Source organism: Ruegeria sp. AP11 (assembly GCF_056535865.1).
In genome coordinates this window covers 995,460-1,008,603 of sequence record NZ_JBQFJB010000001.1, presented here as the reverse complement: position 1 = coordinate 1,008,603, position 13,144 = coordinate 995,460, and the positions used below count along the sequence as shown (strand labels likewise).

Annotated in this window: 15 protein-coding genes and 1 pseudogene; 9 read left to right on the top strand and 7 right to left on the bottom strand. The window is 54.9% G+C overall.

Going from position 1 to position 13,144, the window contains the following annotated elements:
- The first annotated feature begins 1 nt into the window (after position 1).
- The 9 genes from ACR3E4_RS05205 to ACR3E4_RS05165 are packed head-to-tail and all read left to right on the top strand — an operon-like array spanning position 2 to position 6,177.
- On the top strand, positions 2 to 790 hold the full coding sequence (locus tag ACR3E4_RS05205; RefSeq protein WP_480534687.1) for an SDR family NAD(P)-dependent oxidoreductase: 789 nt from the start codon (positions 2 to 4) through the stop codon (positions 788 to 790).
- A gap of 22 nt (positions 791 to 812) precedes the next feature.
- Complete coding sequence (locus ACR3E4_RS05200; protein WP_010437254.1) at positions 813 to 1,307, top strand: lactoylglutathione lyase family protein; 495 nt, start codon at positions 813 to 815, stop codon at positions 1,305 to 1,307.
- Complete coding sequence (locus ACR3E4_RS05195; RefSeq protein WP_480534689.1) at positions 1,300 to 2,331, top strand: C-terminal binding protein; 1,032 nt, start codon at positions 1,300 to 1,302, stop codon at positions 2,329 to 2,331. The genes ACR3E4_RS05200 and ACR3E4_RS05195 overlap by 8 nt, the downstream gene beginning before the upstream one ends.
- A 12-nt stretch (positions 2,332 to 2,343) precedes the next feature.
- Positions 2,344 to 3,033: an RraA family protein gene (locus ACR3E4_RS05190; RefSeq protein ID WP_108861947.1), complete on the top strand. Its 690-nt coding sequence runs from the start codon at positions 2,344 to 2,346 to the stop codon at positions 3,031 to 3,033.
- Positions 3,014 to 3,934 carry a 2-dehydro-3-deoxygalactonokinase gene (locus ACR3E4_RS05185; RefSeq protein WP_170765392.1) on the top strand — a complete coding sequence of 307 codons (921 nt, stop codon included), beginning with the start codon at positions 3,014 to 3,016 and terminating at the stop codon, positions 3,932 to 3,934. Before ACR3E4_RS05190 ends, ACR3E4_RS05185 begins: the two co-directional genes overlap by 20 nt.
- Positions 3,931 to 4,557 (top strand): 2-dehydro-3-deoxy-6-phosphogalactonate aldolase, encoded by a 627-nt coding sequence (locus tag ACR3E4_RS05180; protein ID WP_480534691.1) that lies wholly within the window; start codon positions 3,931 to 3,933, stop codon positions 4,555 to 4,557. The genes ACR3E4_RS05185 and ACR3E4_RS05180 overlap by 4 nt, the downstream gene beginning before the upstream one ends.
- Positions 4,554 to 5,255 (top strand): SDR family NAD(P)-dependent oxidoreductase, encoded by a 702-nt coding sequence (locus tag ACR3E4_RS05175; protein WP_480534693.1) that lies wholly within the window; start codon positions 4,554 to 4,556, stop codon positions 5,253 to 5,255. The genes ACR3E4_RS05180 and ACR3E4_RS05175 overlap by 4 nt, the downstream gene beginning before the upstream one ends.
- A 9-nt stretch (positions 5,256 to 5,264) precedes the next feature.
- On the top strand, positions 5,265 to 5,783 hold the full coding sequence (locus ACR3E4_RS05170) for a 2,4'-dihydroxyacetophenone dioxygenase family protein (protein ID WP_010437260.1): 519 nt from the start codon (positions 5,265 to 5,267) through the stop codon (positions 5,781 to 5,783).
- Complete coding sequence (locus tag ACR3E4_RS05165) at positions 5,764 to 6,177, top strand: methylglyoxal synthase (protein WP_480534696.1); 414 nt, start codon at positions 5,764 to 5,766, stop codon at positions 6,175 to 6,177. The genes ACR3E4_RS05170 and ACR3E4_RS05165 overlap by 20 nt, the downstream gene beginning before the upstream one ends.
- Before the next feature lie 24 nt (positions 6,178 to 6,201).
- Here ACR3E4_RS05165 and ACR3E4_RS05160 read toward each other — a convergent pair.
- The 7 genes and pseudogenes from ACR3E4_RS05160 to ACR3E4_RS05130 form a co-directional block, all read right to left on the bottom strand.
- Positions 6,202 to 6,828 (bottom strand): annotated as a pseudogene (locus ACR3E4_RS05160) (alpha-hydroxy acid oxidase); the annotation flags it as partial.
- A gap of 583 nt (positions 6,829 to 7,411) precedes the next feature.
- Positions 7,412 to 8,422: a DUF2955 domain-containing protein gene (locus tag ACR3E4_RS05155; protein ID WP_480534698.1), complete on the bottom strand. Its 1,011-nt coding sequence runs from the start codon at positions 8,420 to 8,422 to the stop codon at positions 7,412 to 7,414.
- Positions 8,412 to 9,476 (bottom strand): HlyD family secretion protein, encoded by a 1,065-nt coding sequence (locus tag ACR3E4_RS05150; protein WP_480534700.1) that lies wholly within the window; start codon positions 9,474 to 9,476, stop codon positions 8,412 to 8,414. Before ACR3E4_RS05150 ends, ACR3E4_RS05155 begins: the two co-directional genes overlap by 11 nt.
- The gene (locus tag ACR3E4_RS05145) at positions 9,473 to 10,552 is read right to left on the bottom strand and encodes an AI-2E family transporter (RefSeq protein ID WP_480534702.1); all 1,080 of its coding nucleotides are present in this window, start codon (positions 10,550 to 10,552) and stop codon (positions 9,473 to 9,475) included. Before ACR3E4_RS05145 ends, ACR3E4_RS05150 begins: the two co-directional genes overlap by 4 nt.
- A gap of 178 nt (positions 10,553 to 10,730) precedes the next feature.
- The gene (locus ACR3E4_RS05140) at positions 10,731 to 11,000 is read right to left on the bottom strand and encodes a potassium channel family protein (RefSeq protein ID WP_480534704.1); all 270 of its coding nucleotides are present in this window, start codon (positions 10,998 to 11,000) and stop codon (positions 10,731 to 10,733) included.
- Position 11,001: 1 nt separating this feature from the next.
- Positions 11,002 to 11,325, bottom strand: coding sequence for a response regulator transcription factor (locus tag ACR3E4_RS05135; RefSeq protein WP_480534706.1), 324 nt, complete (start codon positions 11,323 to 11,325; stop codon positions 11,002 to 11,004).
- A gap of 650 nt (positions 11,326 to 11,975) precedes the next feature.
- Entirely contained in the window at positions 11,976 to 13,139 is a 1,164-nt protein-coding gene (locus ACR3E4_RS05130) for a lytic murein transglycosylase (RefSeq protein WP_480534708.1), read from the bottom strand.
- Positions 13,140 to 13,144: the final 5 nt, after the last annotated feature.

Below are 13,144 nucleotides of genomic sequence, written 5' to 3'. Positions count from 1 at the left end.
GATGGATCTGGGGCTCAAAAATAAGTTGGTTCTGGTGACTGGCTCAGGTTCCGGCATCGGCAAAGCCACTGCTCGGGTCTACTTGGAAGAAGGCGCGCGGGTCATCGTGCATGGCCTGACCGAGGCGGAAGTGTCCGACTGCGTCGACGACCTGTCATCTCTGGGCAAGGTCGAAGGCATTGCGGCCGACTTAACCAAAACCACTGATGCGAAAACTCTGGCAGAGTTTGCTCGTGCGCGCGGTGCGGTGGACGTTCTTGTGAATAATGTTGGCATCTTTTCGGTCAAACCGTTCGAGGATCTCACGGATGACGACTGGATGCATTACTTCAACATCAATGTCCTGTCCGCCGTTCGGATGAGCCGGATTTTCCTGCCTGACATGCTCGGCCGGGATAAGGGATCCATCATCAACATGGCCAGCGAAGCGGCAGTGAAACCACTACCTCAGATGGTGCATTATTCTGTCACTAAAACTGCCATGTTAGGTCTGACACGTGGCATGGCAGAATTGACAAAGGGCACGAAAGTCCGGGTTAACTCGATCCTGCCGGGTCCAACCTGGACCGAAGGTGTCGAGGCCTATTTTGACGGCCTCGCCGATCAAAAGGGTGAGCCGCTCGACACGATCGTCGACAATTACTTCAAATCAGATGAGCCCACATCGCTCATACAACGCTTTGTCCAACCAGACGAAGTCGCCCGCATGATCGTCACGATCTCAGCAAGCACGGCCTCCAATGGTTCTGCACACCGGATCGAAGGCGGCATCGTTCGCAACATTCTTTAACTTCTAACTGGAGGAGCCCTACATGGCCGCTCTCACTTTCTCTCACATCGGCATCACAGTTCCCGACCTGGAAAAAGCCGTGGAGTTTTATTCCAAGGCATTCGGCCTCTACGTGCTGATGGAACCAACTGAAATCCTGCATGACGAAAGCGCCATCGGTCAGATGTGCGACGATGTATTTGGGGAAGGTTGGGGAAGCTTCCGTATCGCGCATTTGTCAATGGGCGACGGTGTTGGCATCGAACTGTTTGAGTTCCCGAAGACCGTCGAAGAAGAACGCCCGTTTGAATATTGGCGGCGTGGCTTGTTTCATTTCTGCGTACAGGACGAGGATCTGGAAGGCCGCGTCAAGGTTATCGAAGACCTGGGCGGGCGCCAGCGCATGAGCCAAGTGCGCAAGTATTACCCCGGTGAAAAGCCCTATCGCATGGTCTATATGGAAGACCCTTTTGGCAACATTTTCGAGCTCTACAGCCACTCGTACGAATTGACCTATTCGGCGGGTGCTTATGACTGATCGCGCCGCCTTTCCCCCCAGAACGGACAAACCCAAGGTCGTGATCACCGATTACGACTTTGGTGATGTTGCCGTTGAGACGGAAATCCTGGAAGCCGCAGGAGCCGAGGTGATTGCGCTTCAGGCAAAGCGTCAGGAAGATCTGTTCGATGTCGCGCCGCATTGCGCAGCGATGATGAACCAATATGCCCGTATCGGGAAAGAAACGATCACGCGGATGCGAAACTGCGAGGTCATCGCGCGCTATGGCGTAGGCGTGGATATCGTGGATGTCGGCACGGCGACGGAAAAAGGTATCCTCGTCACCAATGTGCAAAACTATTGCACCGAGGAGGTCGCCGATCATGCGATTGCCCTTTGGCTGACCCTGGCGCGCAAGTTGCCTGACTATGATCGGGCCACTCATGCAGGGATCTGGAAATGGCAAAGCGGGCAGCCGGTCTACCGTTTGCGCGGGCGGACGATGGGTGTCGTCTCGCTGGGTAAAATCGGGCAAGCCATCGTGGCGCGCGCGCAATCTTTCGGGGTTACGGTCATCGCCTACGACCCATATTTGCCAAGAGAAGTCGCGGCAAAGATTGGGGTCGAGCTGGTGAGCAAGCCCGAATTGCTGGCAAGGTCCGACTATATCCTGATGCAAGCACCGATGACGCCGAACACGCATCACTTTTTGTCGGATGCCGAATTCTCGGTCATGAAACCCGGTGCGATACTCGTGAATACTGGACGCGGACCAACGGTCGACAACAAAGCCCTGTTCCGGGCGCTGACCGAAGGCCATTTGGCCGCTGCAGGGCTCGACGACCCTGAAGAAGAGCCGGCAAAGCGCGCCAACTGGACGCCTGATGACAACCCGTTGTTCAAACTGCCCAACGTCCTCGTAACACCACATGCCGCCTACTATTCCGAGGAATCAATACACGCAGCGCGGGTTACCGCGGCTACGCAAGTGGCCAAGGTCCTGACAGGACAAAAACCCGACTACACAGTCAATGCCGACGCATTGGCCGTATTTACCGCATAACAGGAGACAAGAATGCCAGACGTCAGCACAGACCTCAGGGTTTTCAATGATTTTGAAAGAAACCCGGAACTTCTCAAAAAATTCGACAAGGTGTTGGAGGCGTACTCTGCTGCTGCCATTTTTGCGGATGTGCAGTACCGAACAGGCGTGATGGACAGCGCCATCAAGCCTGCTTTCCGCGCCAAGGTGACAGGCCAGGCCGTGACGGTTCAGCTTTCAAAAGGCGATCTGGTCGACCCATTGCGAGCGCTTGAAATGGGACAGCCCGGGGACGTGATCGTCGTGGACGCGGGTGGAGATCGTCAAACGTCGGTCTGCGGCGGTTTAATGGGTGGTCTGGCCAAGAACCGTGGCATTCGCGGTATGATCGTCGATGGCACCGGGCGCGACACAGATGAGTTGGAAGACATCAACTGGCCGATTTGGACGCGCGCGATCACGCCGCGCGGAACGCACACGATGTTCTCGGAACGTAAAGAAGAACTTTCGATTAATGTGCCCATTGCCTGTGGGGGCGTCGTTGTAAACCCCGGAGATTTCATCGTAGCTGATCTTATGGGCGTCGTTGTGGTTCCACAGGAAATTGCCGAAGAAACCGTGCGCCTTGCTCAAGAGCAGGCTGACCGTGAAGAGGAAACCCGTAAATGGGTGGCCCAAGGCAAAACCGTTGAGGATCTGCTGAATGAATTCGGTCGCATCTGAGCCAGCGCTGATCGGCGTAGATTGGGGCACTTCATCGTTCCGTGCATTTCTCATTGGTGCGGAGGGCGAGGTGATCGATGGGGTCTCGTCGCCTGAAGGTATCATGCAGGTTGCGGGACAAACCTTTGAGGCGGTCCTTGACCGTCTCATCGGCCCTTGGGTCGCCAAGGCTAACCTGCCGATCCTGGCATCTGGCATGATCACCAGCCGCAATGGTTGGGTAGAAACGCAATATGCTGAAATGCCGCTGGGTGCTGGCGGTCTTGCGCGAGCGTTGGTCCCGCACGAAGCGGCCAACGGAGCGCGTATTCATTTTGTGACCGGTGCTTCGACAGAACATGCTGGAGGACCCGACGTAATGCGCGGCGAGGAGACCCAGATCATTGGGGCATCTTCGTTAGGCTTGAGCGAAGGTATGTTCGTGATGCCGGGAACGCACAGCAAATGGGTTCAGGTTGCGGACGGGAAGATCGTGGATTTCTCGACTTACATGACAGGTGAGATCTTTTCGGCGCTGAAAGAACACACGATCCTTGGCACATTGATGAAGGAGGACGCCTTCAGCGAAGACGCATTCGTGATGGGCGTAAAGGCGGGCCTCAGTGGTGAGTCGAACCTGCTGCACAGCCTGTTTCATGTTCGGACGCTTCCTCTCATGGGCAAAATCCCAAAGGTTGCCACGGCCGACTACTTGTCGGGCTTGTTGATTGGGACCGAGGTTGCTGCCGCGACCGGCGAAGTAAAAGACGTCGGCACGATCACTGTTGTTGGACGCAGCGACTTGTCCGACCGATACGAAATAGCGCTTCGAACTGCTGGTTTCGACAGCCGTCGCGCGCCAGATGATATCGTTGCGAAAGGGCATTTTCTGATTGCTCGCGCTGCGGGGTTGGTTGGATGATTGACCTCACCGCAGCTCTTGCCGAGAACCCGCTGATTGCGATTTTGCGGGGGCTAGCACCAGAAAATGCGCGCCCGGTGTCTGATGTACTCTTCGATGCCGGGTTTCGGATAATCGAAGTGCCGCTCAACTCACCGGACCCGCTGGAATCGATAGGGCAGATCGCCGTGAAACATGGCGCTCAGACCATCGTCGGCGCTGGTACAGTGTTGACTGTGGATCAGGTCGCGGCGGTTGCTGATGCAGGCGGGCGTATCATCGTGTCGCCCAATATGAACCCGGACGTCGGGCGCGCGGCTGTCGCTCGGGATCTTTATTGGTGTCCAGGAGTTATGACGCCCTCCGAGGCCTTTACGGCGTTGGATATCGGAGCATCGGTCCTCAAATTCTTTCCGGCGGAAATGGTGCCGCCAGCTGCCGTTGCTGCCATGCGCGCCGTATTGCCTGCAGACGCAGTCGTCGCTGCGGTAGGGGGCATAACGCCGGATACGATGGCATCGTATCATGCTGCGGGTGTAGATGGATATGGGCTGGGCTCCGCGCTGTTCAAACCGAGCTATACATTGGGTGATATCGGCAGGCGCGCGCGCGCCTTCACCAGTGTATTGGAGGAACTTGGATGAAACAGGCCCTAGTAACGGGCGGTACGCGAGGGATTGGTGCGGGTGTTGCACGGTCGTTGGCAGACGCAGGTTGGTCCGTCATCGCCGCATCCGCCTCCCGATCCGAATTGGAGGCATTCGAGCCTCAGGACGGGTTAAAGGTGCAGCTCTTGGATGTCACCGACCAGACGTCCATCAATGATGTATTCGGCGAACTCACGGGTCTCGATGCCTTGGTGAACTGCGCAGGTATTCTTTTGCGTGGCGAAGAATATGACATCGACGTCTTCGCCAAGGTGCTCGATGTGAATCTGACAGGCACCATGCGCTGCTGTCTTGCCGCGCATCCATTGTTGGCTGAAGCGAGTGGGGCCATCGTCAACACCGCCTCTATGCTCAGTACCTTTGGTGGGCCTTTGGTTCCGGCGTATTCCGCTTCCAAGGGCGGCGTGGCACAGTTGACCAAGGCGCTCGCAGGTCGCTGGGCCGAAGACGGTATCCGGGTCAATGCCATCGCGCCGGGTTGGATTGAGACAGAGATGACCCAGGGCCTTAGGGAAGACCCTGAAAGAACAGCGGGGATCATGGCGCGTACGCCTATGAAACGCTGGGGGAAACCCGAAGAAGTCGGTGCGCTTGTGCAATGGCTTTTGAGTGAAAACGCCAGCTTTGTGACCGGATCAATCTATCCGGTCGATGGCGGCTATCTCGCTATGTGAGGAAAATCAATGAATGACGATGACACCGCCCGAATGCCATATCAGTTGCCGTTTCCCAAGGATGCGCAAGACGAGATCGTGATCCCGAATGCCATGAGCGAAGACGACAGGCTATGGGTTCCGCAGGCAGAGAACGTCTGGTTCCGACCGCTCTGCCTGAACCGCTCGCAAGGTTATTGGATGAACCTTCTCAAAGTACGCAAAGCTGGTGTTCTTTCGCGGCACCGCCATCCACAGCCAGTCCACGGTTTTGTCCTGAAAGGGCGCTGGCATTATCTGGAACATGATTGGGTTGCGGAAGAGGGGGGATATGTCTTTGAGCCGCCGGGTGAGACTCATACTTTGGTCGTTCCCGACGATGTTGAAGAGATGGTCACCTATTTCCAGGTCAATGGCGTGATGTGCTATGTTGATCCGTGGGGCAAGGTCACTGGCTACGAAGATGTCTTTACCAAGATTGATCTGTGCCGAAAACATTTCGGGGAAGTCGGTCTTGGAGAAGATTACGTTGAACAATTCATCCGGTGATGCGCCGCGTTTCGCGCTTGTAGCGCATGATGCGCGAAAGGACGAAATCGTTGAATGGGTGGGTCTGCAATTGGCCCGCCTGTCCAGAGTACAGATCTTTTCGACTGGGACTACCGGTAGTCGCATTAAGCAAGCCTATCCAGAACTGGATGTGACCTGCCTGAAAAGCGGACCACTCGGAGGCGACCAACAGATCGGCGCCATGATCTGCGAAGAGAAACTGGATGCATTGATTTTCTTTGTCGACCCTCTCTCACCCATGCCACATGACGTCGACGTTAAGGCTCTGACCCGCCTCGCGACGGTATATGATCTGCCAATGGCATGTTCGCGCTCAACCGCGGATCTGATCGTCAAGGGGCTGATTGACGAGGATGACAACGCGTCTGCGTGATACGCCACGCGCCGCAAGCGCCGATCAGCCAGTTCTCAGAAGGTGCTCTGCCAGACTGCCGAGGTTTTCGCTGCCAAGCTGGCTCATGTTGGCCTCAATGTCAGCTTTCAGGATGTGAACGAGATGGTCGATCCCTCGTGCTCCGAACGCTGCAACGGCATATTGAAAGGCGCGTCCGACCATGACGAAATCTGCACCTTTCGCCAATGCGCGCATGATGTCCAATCCCCAGGCAACGCCAGAGTCGTAGATCAGTGGCACATTTGTTCCGACTGCCTCGCGGATGTTCGGGAGTTGGTCAATCACAGCGGGTCCGGCTTCGAATTGACGCCCGGAGTGGTTTGAGACCCAGATGCAATCCACGCCCTCGGCCACCATTTTTTGCGCGTCCTCCGCCCGCAGAACACCCTTGACGATCAGGTGACCCTCCCATTCCTGCCGTAGTTCGCGCAGGTAGTCCCAATCTGGAATCCCACGGATCAGAGCGCCTGCATGGGTAAAGCTTTCTCGTCCGCGGGTCGGGACGTAATCGTCAAAGAACCGCATACGTGGCATGATGCCCTCGCGCAGATGTGCAAGGCACCATGCGGGTCGTGACGCCATTTCTGTCAGCGTGCGCAGGTCAGCTTTAGGAGGCACCGTCAGATTGGCGCGGCGTTGTCGTTAGACCATCGAAACCCGGCGCTTGCTTCACCGCAAATCCGCCGCATAATCAGACAAACCAGATGAGCCAGATCCTCTCTTAGATCAGGCAGCCATCTGTCCCAAAATCCCTGACGACGGACACGTTCCACAATCCTTGTCAGGCGACACATAGTTCTGCCACCAGCGACAGAACCTTGCCATTTTCGCCTCACTTCCTTCATCCAGCACCTAGACCAGTTTCAATGATCCTGACTTCTCCATCGGGAAAATCAGGGCTGATTTGCAGATCAGACGCCGAAGGCGCCTGTTCCTGCTGATCTGCCACGTGGCGAACGCGGATGGGGGCGAGGCAATGCTATTCGACAATAGTGGTGCGGCCCGCAGGCGTAGCCGAGGACACGGTTTTGTCTAATAGGGTTGCCCGAGGGGGAAGGCAGCGCCTTGTCCAAATCCGCTGGCCCACCAAAGGAAGGTGATGGGAATGAGGGCTCGGGGTTTGTTATGGCGCTGCAATTCGTGCGGTGCTTGCGAAAATCGGTCAAACCGGGAACTCTGCTGGTTTCAGCGCCAAGCTTTGTCGCAACTAACTTTATTGAGTCGCCTGGCGCTCTTTTTCCGGCCAGAATTCATCCACCACGACATATGCGATGATTACAAAAAAAGCGGCGCTGGCAACTTGCAATACGCGAGTGATGCTCTTGACGTCAGCCTCGTCTGAAAATGGTGCAACCGAACCGCCATATACAATCAGAGCTGTTGTAATAGCGGAACCGGCGGCGGCGGCGAGCGGGATTTTTGATTTTCCAAGAGCTCCGAGTGTCAGGCAAAAGAAAAAACACAGCAGAATAGGGGTGAGAATTACCGGAGCTATTACGTTTATTTCATAGCATATGATGGATACTGCCGCCCCCAGAAGGTTTGCCGTCAGCATAGCTTTTGCAACGGTTTTTCCGGCGGCAGGCATTGCCGCAAGTTGCTGGCTCAGCAGCGCGACAAAAAACAGAACCAGTAATGCAGATGCGCCGGAAACAAAGAACGCCATAGCAAACGGAACTGTGACAAGCGACATCCTGACGATACGGCGATGTGGGTCGAAGTTCGGCGACGACGCGGCCTTCTTTTGAGCGGGCGTTTGAGGTTCAGCGGGTATCAACACGAACATCAGCGTCGATACGAAGCCTGCAAACAGCAGGTTCAACGGTATCCAATACACGAGCACCAGAGCCAGATCCTGTGATTGCAATACTAAGTTCGGGATCATCAGTGCACCCATCAGGGCAATGACGCCCGGTAAAACTCCGGCGCCGGAAACGGACCACATGAAAGACAGGATTATTCCAATCGCCACAAGGATGAGGAACACAACAGGATATGGTGAGAAGATTGAGGAAAGCAGAAATGAAATGAACATCAATCCAATTGAGAAGACAAACAGTTTACCAAATGCCGCCAAAGGCAATGCGGCGGGCGCCTGCAGAAACAGTGCGGTGAATACCGCCCCTACGACGGCGAGTGGCCACCCAAGAAACAAGCCCAAGGAAAAGACGCCGGTAACACCCACCGCAAGCCGGGCGACGGAGCGCTGGTCCTCAGTACGCATAGGACAGAATCGAAACCAAGCGGATGTAGGTGCGGCCTACGAAGTTCAGAAGCGAGTTGTCACTCAGATACATAATCACATCGGCCTGCCCGTTCAGTTGAAAGCGAAGATCATCTTCGGCACTTCCAGCTTCATAGCCGGGCAGAACGATCCTGACCGGAAACCTTTCAGGCTCCCGCAAAAATCCCTTGGTGCTTGGCGGGCTCGCCAATTGCCCTGGCTCATCACCGCCACTTAGGGAAACAGCAGCACTAAAGCTCTCAATGACGCCCGGAACAATCTTACCGGGATGCATATCCAACACCACATCAACCGGAGACCCTATCGAAGCTCTTCCCAGGTTGTTCTCGGTAAAATACGCCTCGATCCAGACGTCAGTTGCATCCAGAAACGTCAGCAGATCCTGACCGGATCGCGCATACGTTCCTGGGGCTATCAGCAGATTAGAGATGACGCCTGTCGCCGGAGCACGCAGTTCAGTCCATTCAAGGTTGAGTTCTGCGTCCGCCAAGGCCGCCAACGCGCGCTGGATTTTCGGGTTTTCAATCCCGTCATCACCAAGCCTTTGCTTTGCTTTTTCCAGATCAGCTTGTGCGTTCTCAAAGTTTGCCTCAGATTCTGCTAGTTGTCCTCGTGCATCATCGGCCTTTGAGACGGCAATCAACCCTTTCTTTTCGAGCGCAAACACACGTTCCGTCTGAATGCGCATCGTATCCAGATCGCTCTGCGCCCTTGCGAGTTTGGCTTGTGCCGCACTTACCTCTGCCGACGACGCACCCACCTCCTGGGTCGCCGCTTCAAGATCAGCTTCCGCCTTTGAACGCTCGATTTCATAGGGTCTGGAATCTATTCGAACCAGAACATCACCTGCCGAAACGACTTGGCCGTTTTCTACCAAAACTTCCGTTACCGTTCCGGTCACCTGAGGTACGATTTGGGTGGCCACAGCTTTTACTCTGGCGTTCCCGGTAAATGGCGTTTTTCGATCAGCGACCAGATACCAGACAAGAAAAATCAAAATGACAGCCAAGGTTGTCCATATCGTCTTTCTCATTTCGCCGCACCTTCAACAGTGCCTTCTGCTTCAGGCGAGGTATCAATCCAAACCTTGAACAGCTCATAGAAGACAGCAAAGAGTACTGGCCCCATAAAGACGCCGATTAATCCGTACGCCATCATACCTCCGAGAACACCGATGAGGATGACCAGCATGGGAGTCTCTAGGCCTTTTGAGATGAACACGGGTCTTAGGAAGCTGTCCATTATAGTTACGGGAATGGCCAGTATGGTGAAGATCAAAGCAGAACCACCGGACATGGAACTCCATGCGTAGATAATAACCGGTATAAGAACCAATCCGGGTCCGATTTGGATAATCGAGAGTATCAGGCAGACAAATGCGAGCGTGGCGGCCGATGAAATCCCAAACAAAGACAACAGTATCCAAACACAGACCGCCTGAATAGCAGCTACGCCAATCACTCCTTTTGTCACGTTCCGTATCGTTGCGCCCGCCAGAGTTACGAATTCACCGCCGCGCGGTGCGAAGACACGGTTGGCAAAGCGCTGAAGACCCTGGACCAAACTTGGCCCGGGGCTGAACAAAGCCCCCATAATCAATACAGACAGAGCTAAGCCAAGCAGCCCGATTCCGATGCCAAGCACCTTTCCGAAGAGCGATTTGGTGATCTCAAGGATTTGCGCGCCATATTTTGCAAGCGCGCCGTCAAGATTGCGCTCAAACATTCCCCAGACTTCGGCTATTTTGTCTCCTACCAAGGGCAACTCCTTGAGACCCTCGGGCGCAGGTGGGACTTTCAACTCACCTTTATCTGCTTGTTCCGCGAATTCAGACCCAAGTTCTGCGGCACCAGACACCGCGGTTGCAACTGGCCCAAGGGTCAGAACAAGGCCCAACAAAACCAAGATCGTCGTGGCAAGTTTTTTCCGTCCTCCCAGTTTGGACTGAAGCCAATCAAATGCCGGATAAAGCGCCACACAGAGGATCGTTGCCCAGATAACCACACTCGCAAGCGGGGCCACCATGACCAGGGCGCTGTAGAGGAATAGTCCAAGAAAGAGCAATCTTATCGCTAGATCGACAATCTTTGCGTCCTGTGTCTTTTCCATTCCATCCCTCCATATGTTTTTCGAATGTTACACTCAAAAAACATAATATATATATATTTTTTTGAATTTTAGTGATCATCTATCAGCTTTAAGACGCAAATGAATCCGGGACACGGCTTGAGAGGCCCAGTCAATCCAATGCCTGGGTATGAACTCGATTTGGCCAAATTGGGATAATCTATTTGTCCACTATTTTGTCGTCTTGGGACAAGATTGTATCTGCCACTGTGGTCGCCGCAGTCACGAAGACACCGAGACCTACAATGATGTAGACCATTGTAAAGATCTTCCCTGCCGCGGTTTCAGGTGAGAAGTCACCAAACCCCACGGTCGAAATTGTCACTACAGAAAAGTAGATCGAGTCGAGCCAACTCCAACCCTCGACAAAGTGGTAAAAGACCGAGGCCCACAAAATCATTCCAATTGTGAAGGCAAGAAGGCCTTTCACTCTACCGTCCTTGAAAGCGACGCTTATTCCACGTGTTATTCTTGTTAGTGAGTTCATTGTGTCCTCGCTGCCTGAAGAATTCACGGATAACAATAATTGGATGGATAGGGGAAATTGAAGCCTTGATACGCTTTGTAGCCTCCCATCCATCAATCTCGGGCAGGCTCATATCCATCAATATGATGTCTGGACTCTCTTCATCAGCCATGGACACGCCTTCCAGCCCGTCCTTCGCAACGACAACATGAAACCCTTTACGTTCTAACCGGCGCAACAGCATATCGCTGTTCATTTCATTGTCTTCCACTAACAGGACCTTAGTCAAAACTTCCCCCTTGCGCCTCCGCATACTATGAACACTGAAAGGCTCATGACGCATCCAAACTTACGTCCGAAGGCCGTGCAATGTTGCCGGATCGTGCAAACTTTACTGGTCGCTGCATTCTTTCATCAATTCTAAACCAAGCAATGAGTATTTGGCTGACTCAGGTCGACCCACGCCCATTTTGCCAAAGATGGATATGATCCGCAGCAATTTGTTGAGCGACGGTTCGCTTTATGAACCGATGGAAAGTTGAATAATCGCTCCGCGATAAAAAGGCCCTCTAATTAGCGTCCGGAGAGAACGGCAGCTACCCGCCCTGCCTTCAGTATTTGACTGACTTAATGCCCCAAGGATTCGTCATTACTGTAGGGAAGAATAGGCACACGGCTGTCAGTACCGAGGTAATAAGCAAGGTGTCATGGTAGACTTGGTGTGATTGCCATCCCTCAAGCCCAAATGCCCTCTAAAAGAAGATCAGCGAAGACGCTACATCGTCGACGTAAGGGATTATGTGGCAAAAAATTACTTGAGTGACCCGCTGCTTGCGTATGCAGTCGCAAATGAATGACCCCAACATGGGTTGTCTTAAAAAAATCGACAGCCAAACATGTTGTATCATCAGTCACACTGGACTCAAAGGCGACGCCTATTCACAACCGCCCTAACAATTCCACTGTCGGCCAAGCGTCCGCAGGCAGCCCCAGCCGCGCCTGTTCCGCCTGCACCGCAGCCCGCGTTCCCGCACCCAGAATGCCGTCGATCTTGCCCACGTCATATCCGCGCGCCTGTAGTTTGCTTTGCAGCTGTTTCATCTGCGCGCCGGACAGACCCGGGGCCGGATCGCCCGCGTCGTAGATCTGACCGCCCTCCAGCCTTGTGCCGAAATAGGCGGCGGTCAGGACGTAGACAAAGCTCTGGTTCCATTCGAAATAGACGTCGAAATTCGGATAGGCCAGAAAGGCAGGCCCCTTGTGCCCCTGCGGCAGGATAAGCGAGGCGGGCAGGTTGGCCAGCGATCCGCTGCGCGCCTGCACGCCCATCGCCTGCCAGTCCGCGATCGACCGTGGCTTGCCGGGGCCGGACAGGGACCAGTCCATCTGTGCGGGCACCGTCACCTCCTGCAGCCACGGCTGGCCCGGTTGCCAGCCCAGATGCGACAGCATCTTGCCCGCCGACATCAGCGCATCAGGGGCCGAGGTTTTCAATGACACGGTGCCGTCACCATCGCCGTCGACGCCGTTGTCCAGAATGTCCTGCGGCAGCATCTGTACCATGCCGATCTCGCCCGCCCAGGCACCAGTGGTGCGGGCAGGGTCGAAATTGCCCTGACTGTACAGTTCGATGGCCGCAAACACCTGTGGTCGGAACAGCTCGGGGCGGCGGCAGTCATGGGCCAGCGTCACCAGCGCATTGCGGGTGTTGAAATCACCCTGAAACGCGCCGTAATCGGTCTCGAACGCCCAGAAGGCGAGCAGCACCCCACGAGAGATGCCGTATTCCTGCTCGATCCGGTTGAATACCGCATCGTATTTGCGCGACATGGCTTGGCCGCGGTCGATGCGGTTTTGCGAGATCAGGCGGCGCGAGAACTCGATGAACGGTTTCTGAAACACACCCTGCGCGCGGTCGGCTTTGAGCACCGCGCCATCCTGCTGCACGCCTTTGAAAAACGCGTTGACGGTGGATTTATCGAACCCCCGCTGCACCGCTTCGGATTTCAGGCCCTTCACAAAACCGTTGAAGCCTCCACCACATTGGGCGAAAGCGGGTGAGGTCAGCAGGGCGGCGGCCACGAGGGCAGAGAGAAAGCGCATGGAAC

Excerpts from the sequence above, each read along its gene's own strand:
- ACR3E4_RS05170 (WP_010437260.1), top strand. The coding sequence starts at position 5,265 with ATGAATGACGATGACACCGCCCGAATGCCATATCAGTTGCCGTTTCCC.
- ACR3E4_RS05180 (WP_480534691.1), top strand. The coding sequence starts at position 3,931 with ATGATTGACCTCACCGCAGCTCTTGCCGAGAACCCGCTGATTGCGATT.
- ACR3E4_RS05130 (WP_480534708.1), bottom strand. The coding sequence starts at position 13,139 with ATGCGCTTTCTCTCTGCCCTCGTGGCCGCCGCCCTGCTGACCTCACCC.
- ACR3E4_RS05185 (WP_170765392.1), top strand. The coding sequence starts at position 3,014 with ATGAATTCGGTCGCATCTGAGCCAGCGCTGATCGGCGTAGATTGGGGC.
- ACR3E4_RS05145 (WP_480534702.1), bottom strand. The coding sequence starts at position 10,552 with ATGGAAAAGACACAGGACGCAAAGATTGTCGATCTAGCGATAAGATTG.
- ACR3E4_RS05200 (WP_010437254.1), top strand. The coding sequence starts at position 813 with ATGGCCGCTCTCACTTTCTCTCACATCGGCATCACAGTTCCCGACCTG.
- ACR3E4_RS05175 (WP_480534693.1), top strand. The coding sequence starts at position 4,554 with ATGAAACAGGCCCTAGTAACGGGCGGTACGCGAGGGATTGGTGCGGGT.
- ACR3E4_RS05155 (WP_480534698.1), bottom strand. The coding sequence starts at position 8,422 with ATGCGTACTGAGGACCAGCGCTCCGTCGCCCGGCTTGCGGTGGGTGTT.
- ACR3E4_RS05205 (WP_480534687.1), top strand. The coding sequence starts at position 2 with ATGGATCTGGGGCTCAAAAATAAGTTGGTTCTGGTGACTGGCTCAGGT.
- ACR3E4_RS05190 (WP_108861947.1), top strand. The coding sequence starts at position 2,344 with ATGCCAGACGTCAGCACAGACCTCAGGGTTTTCAATGATTTTGAAAGA.
- ACR3E4_RS05150 (WP_480534700.1), bottom strand. The coding sequence starts at position 9,476 with ATGAGAAAGACGATATGGACAACCTTGGCTGTCATTTTGATTTTTCTT.
- ACR3E4_RS05195 (WP_480534689.1), top strand. The coding sequence starts at position 1,300 with ATGACTGATCGCGCCGCCTTTCCCCCCAGAACGGACAAACCCAAGGTC.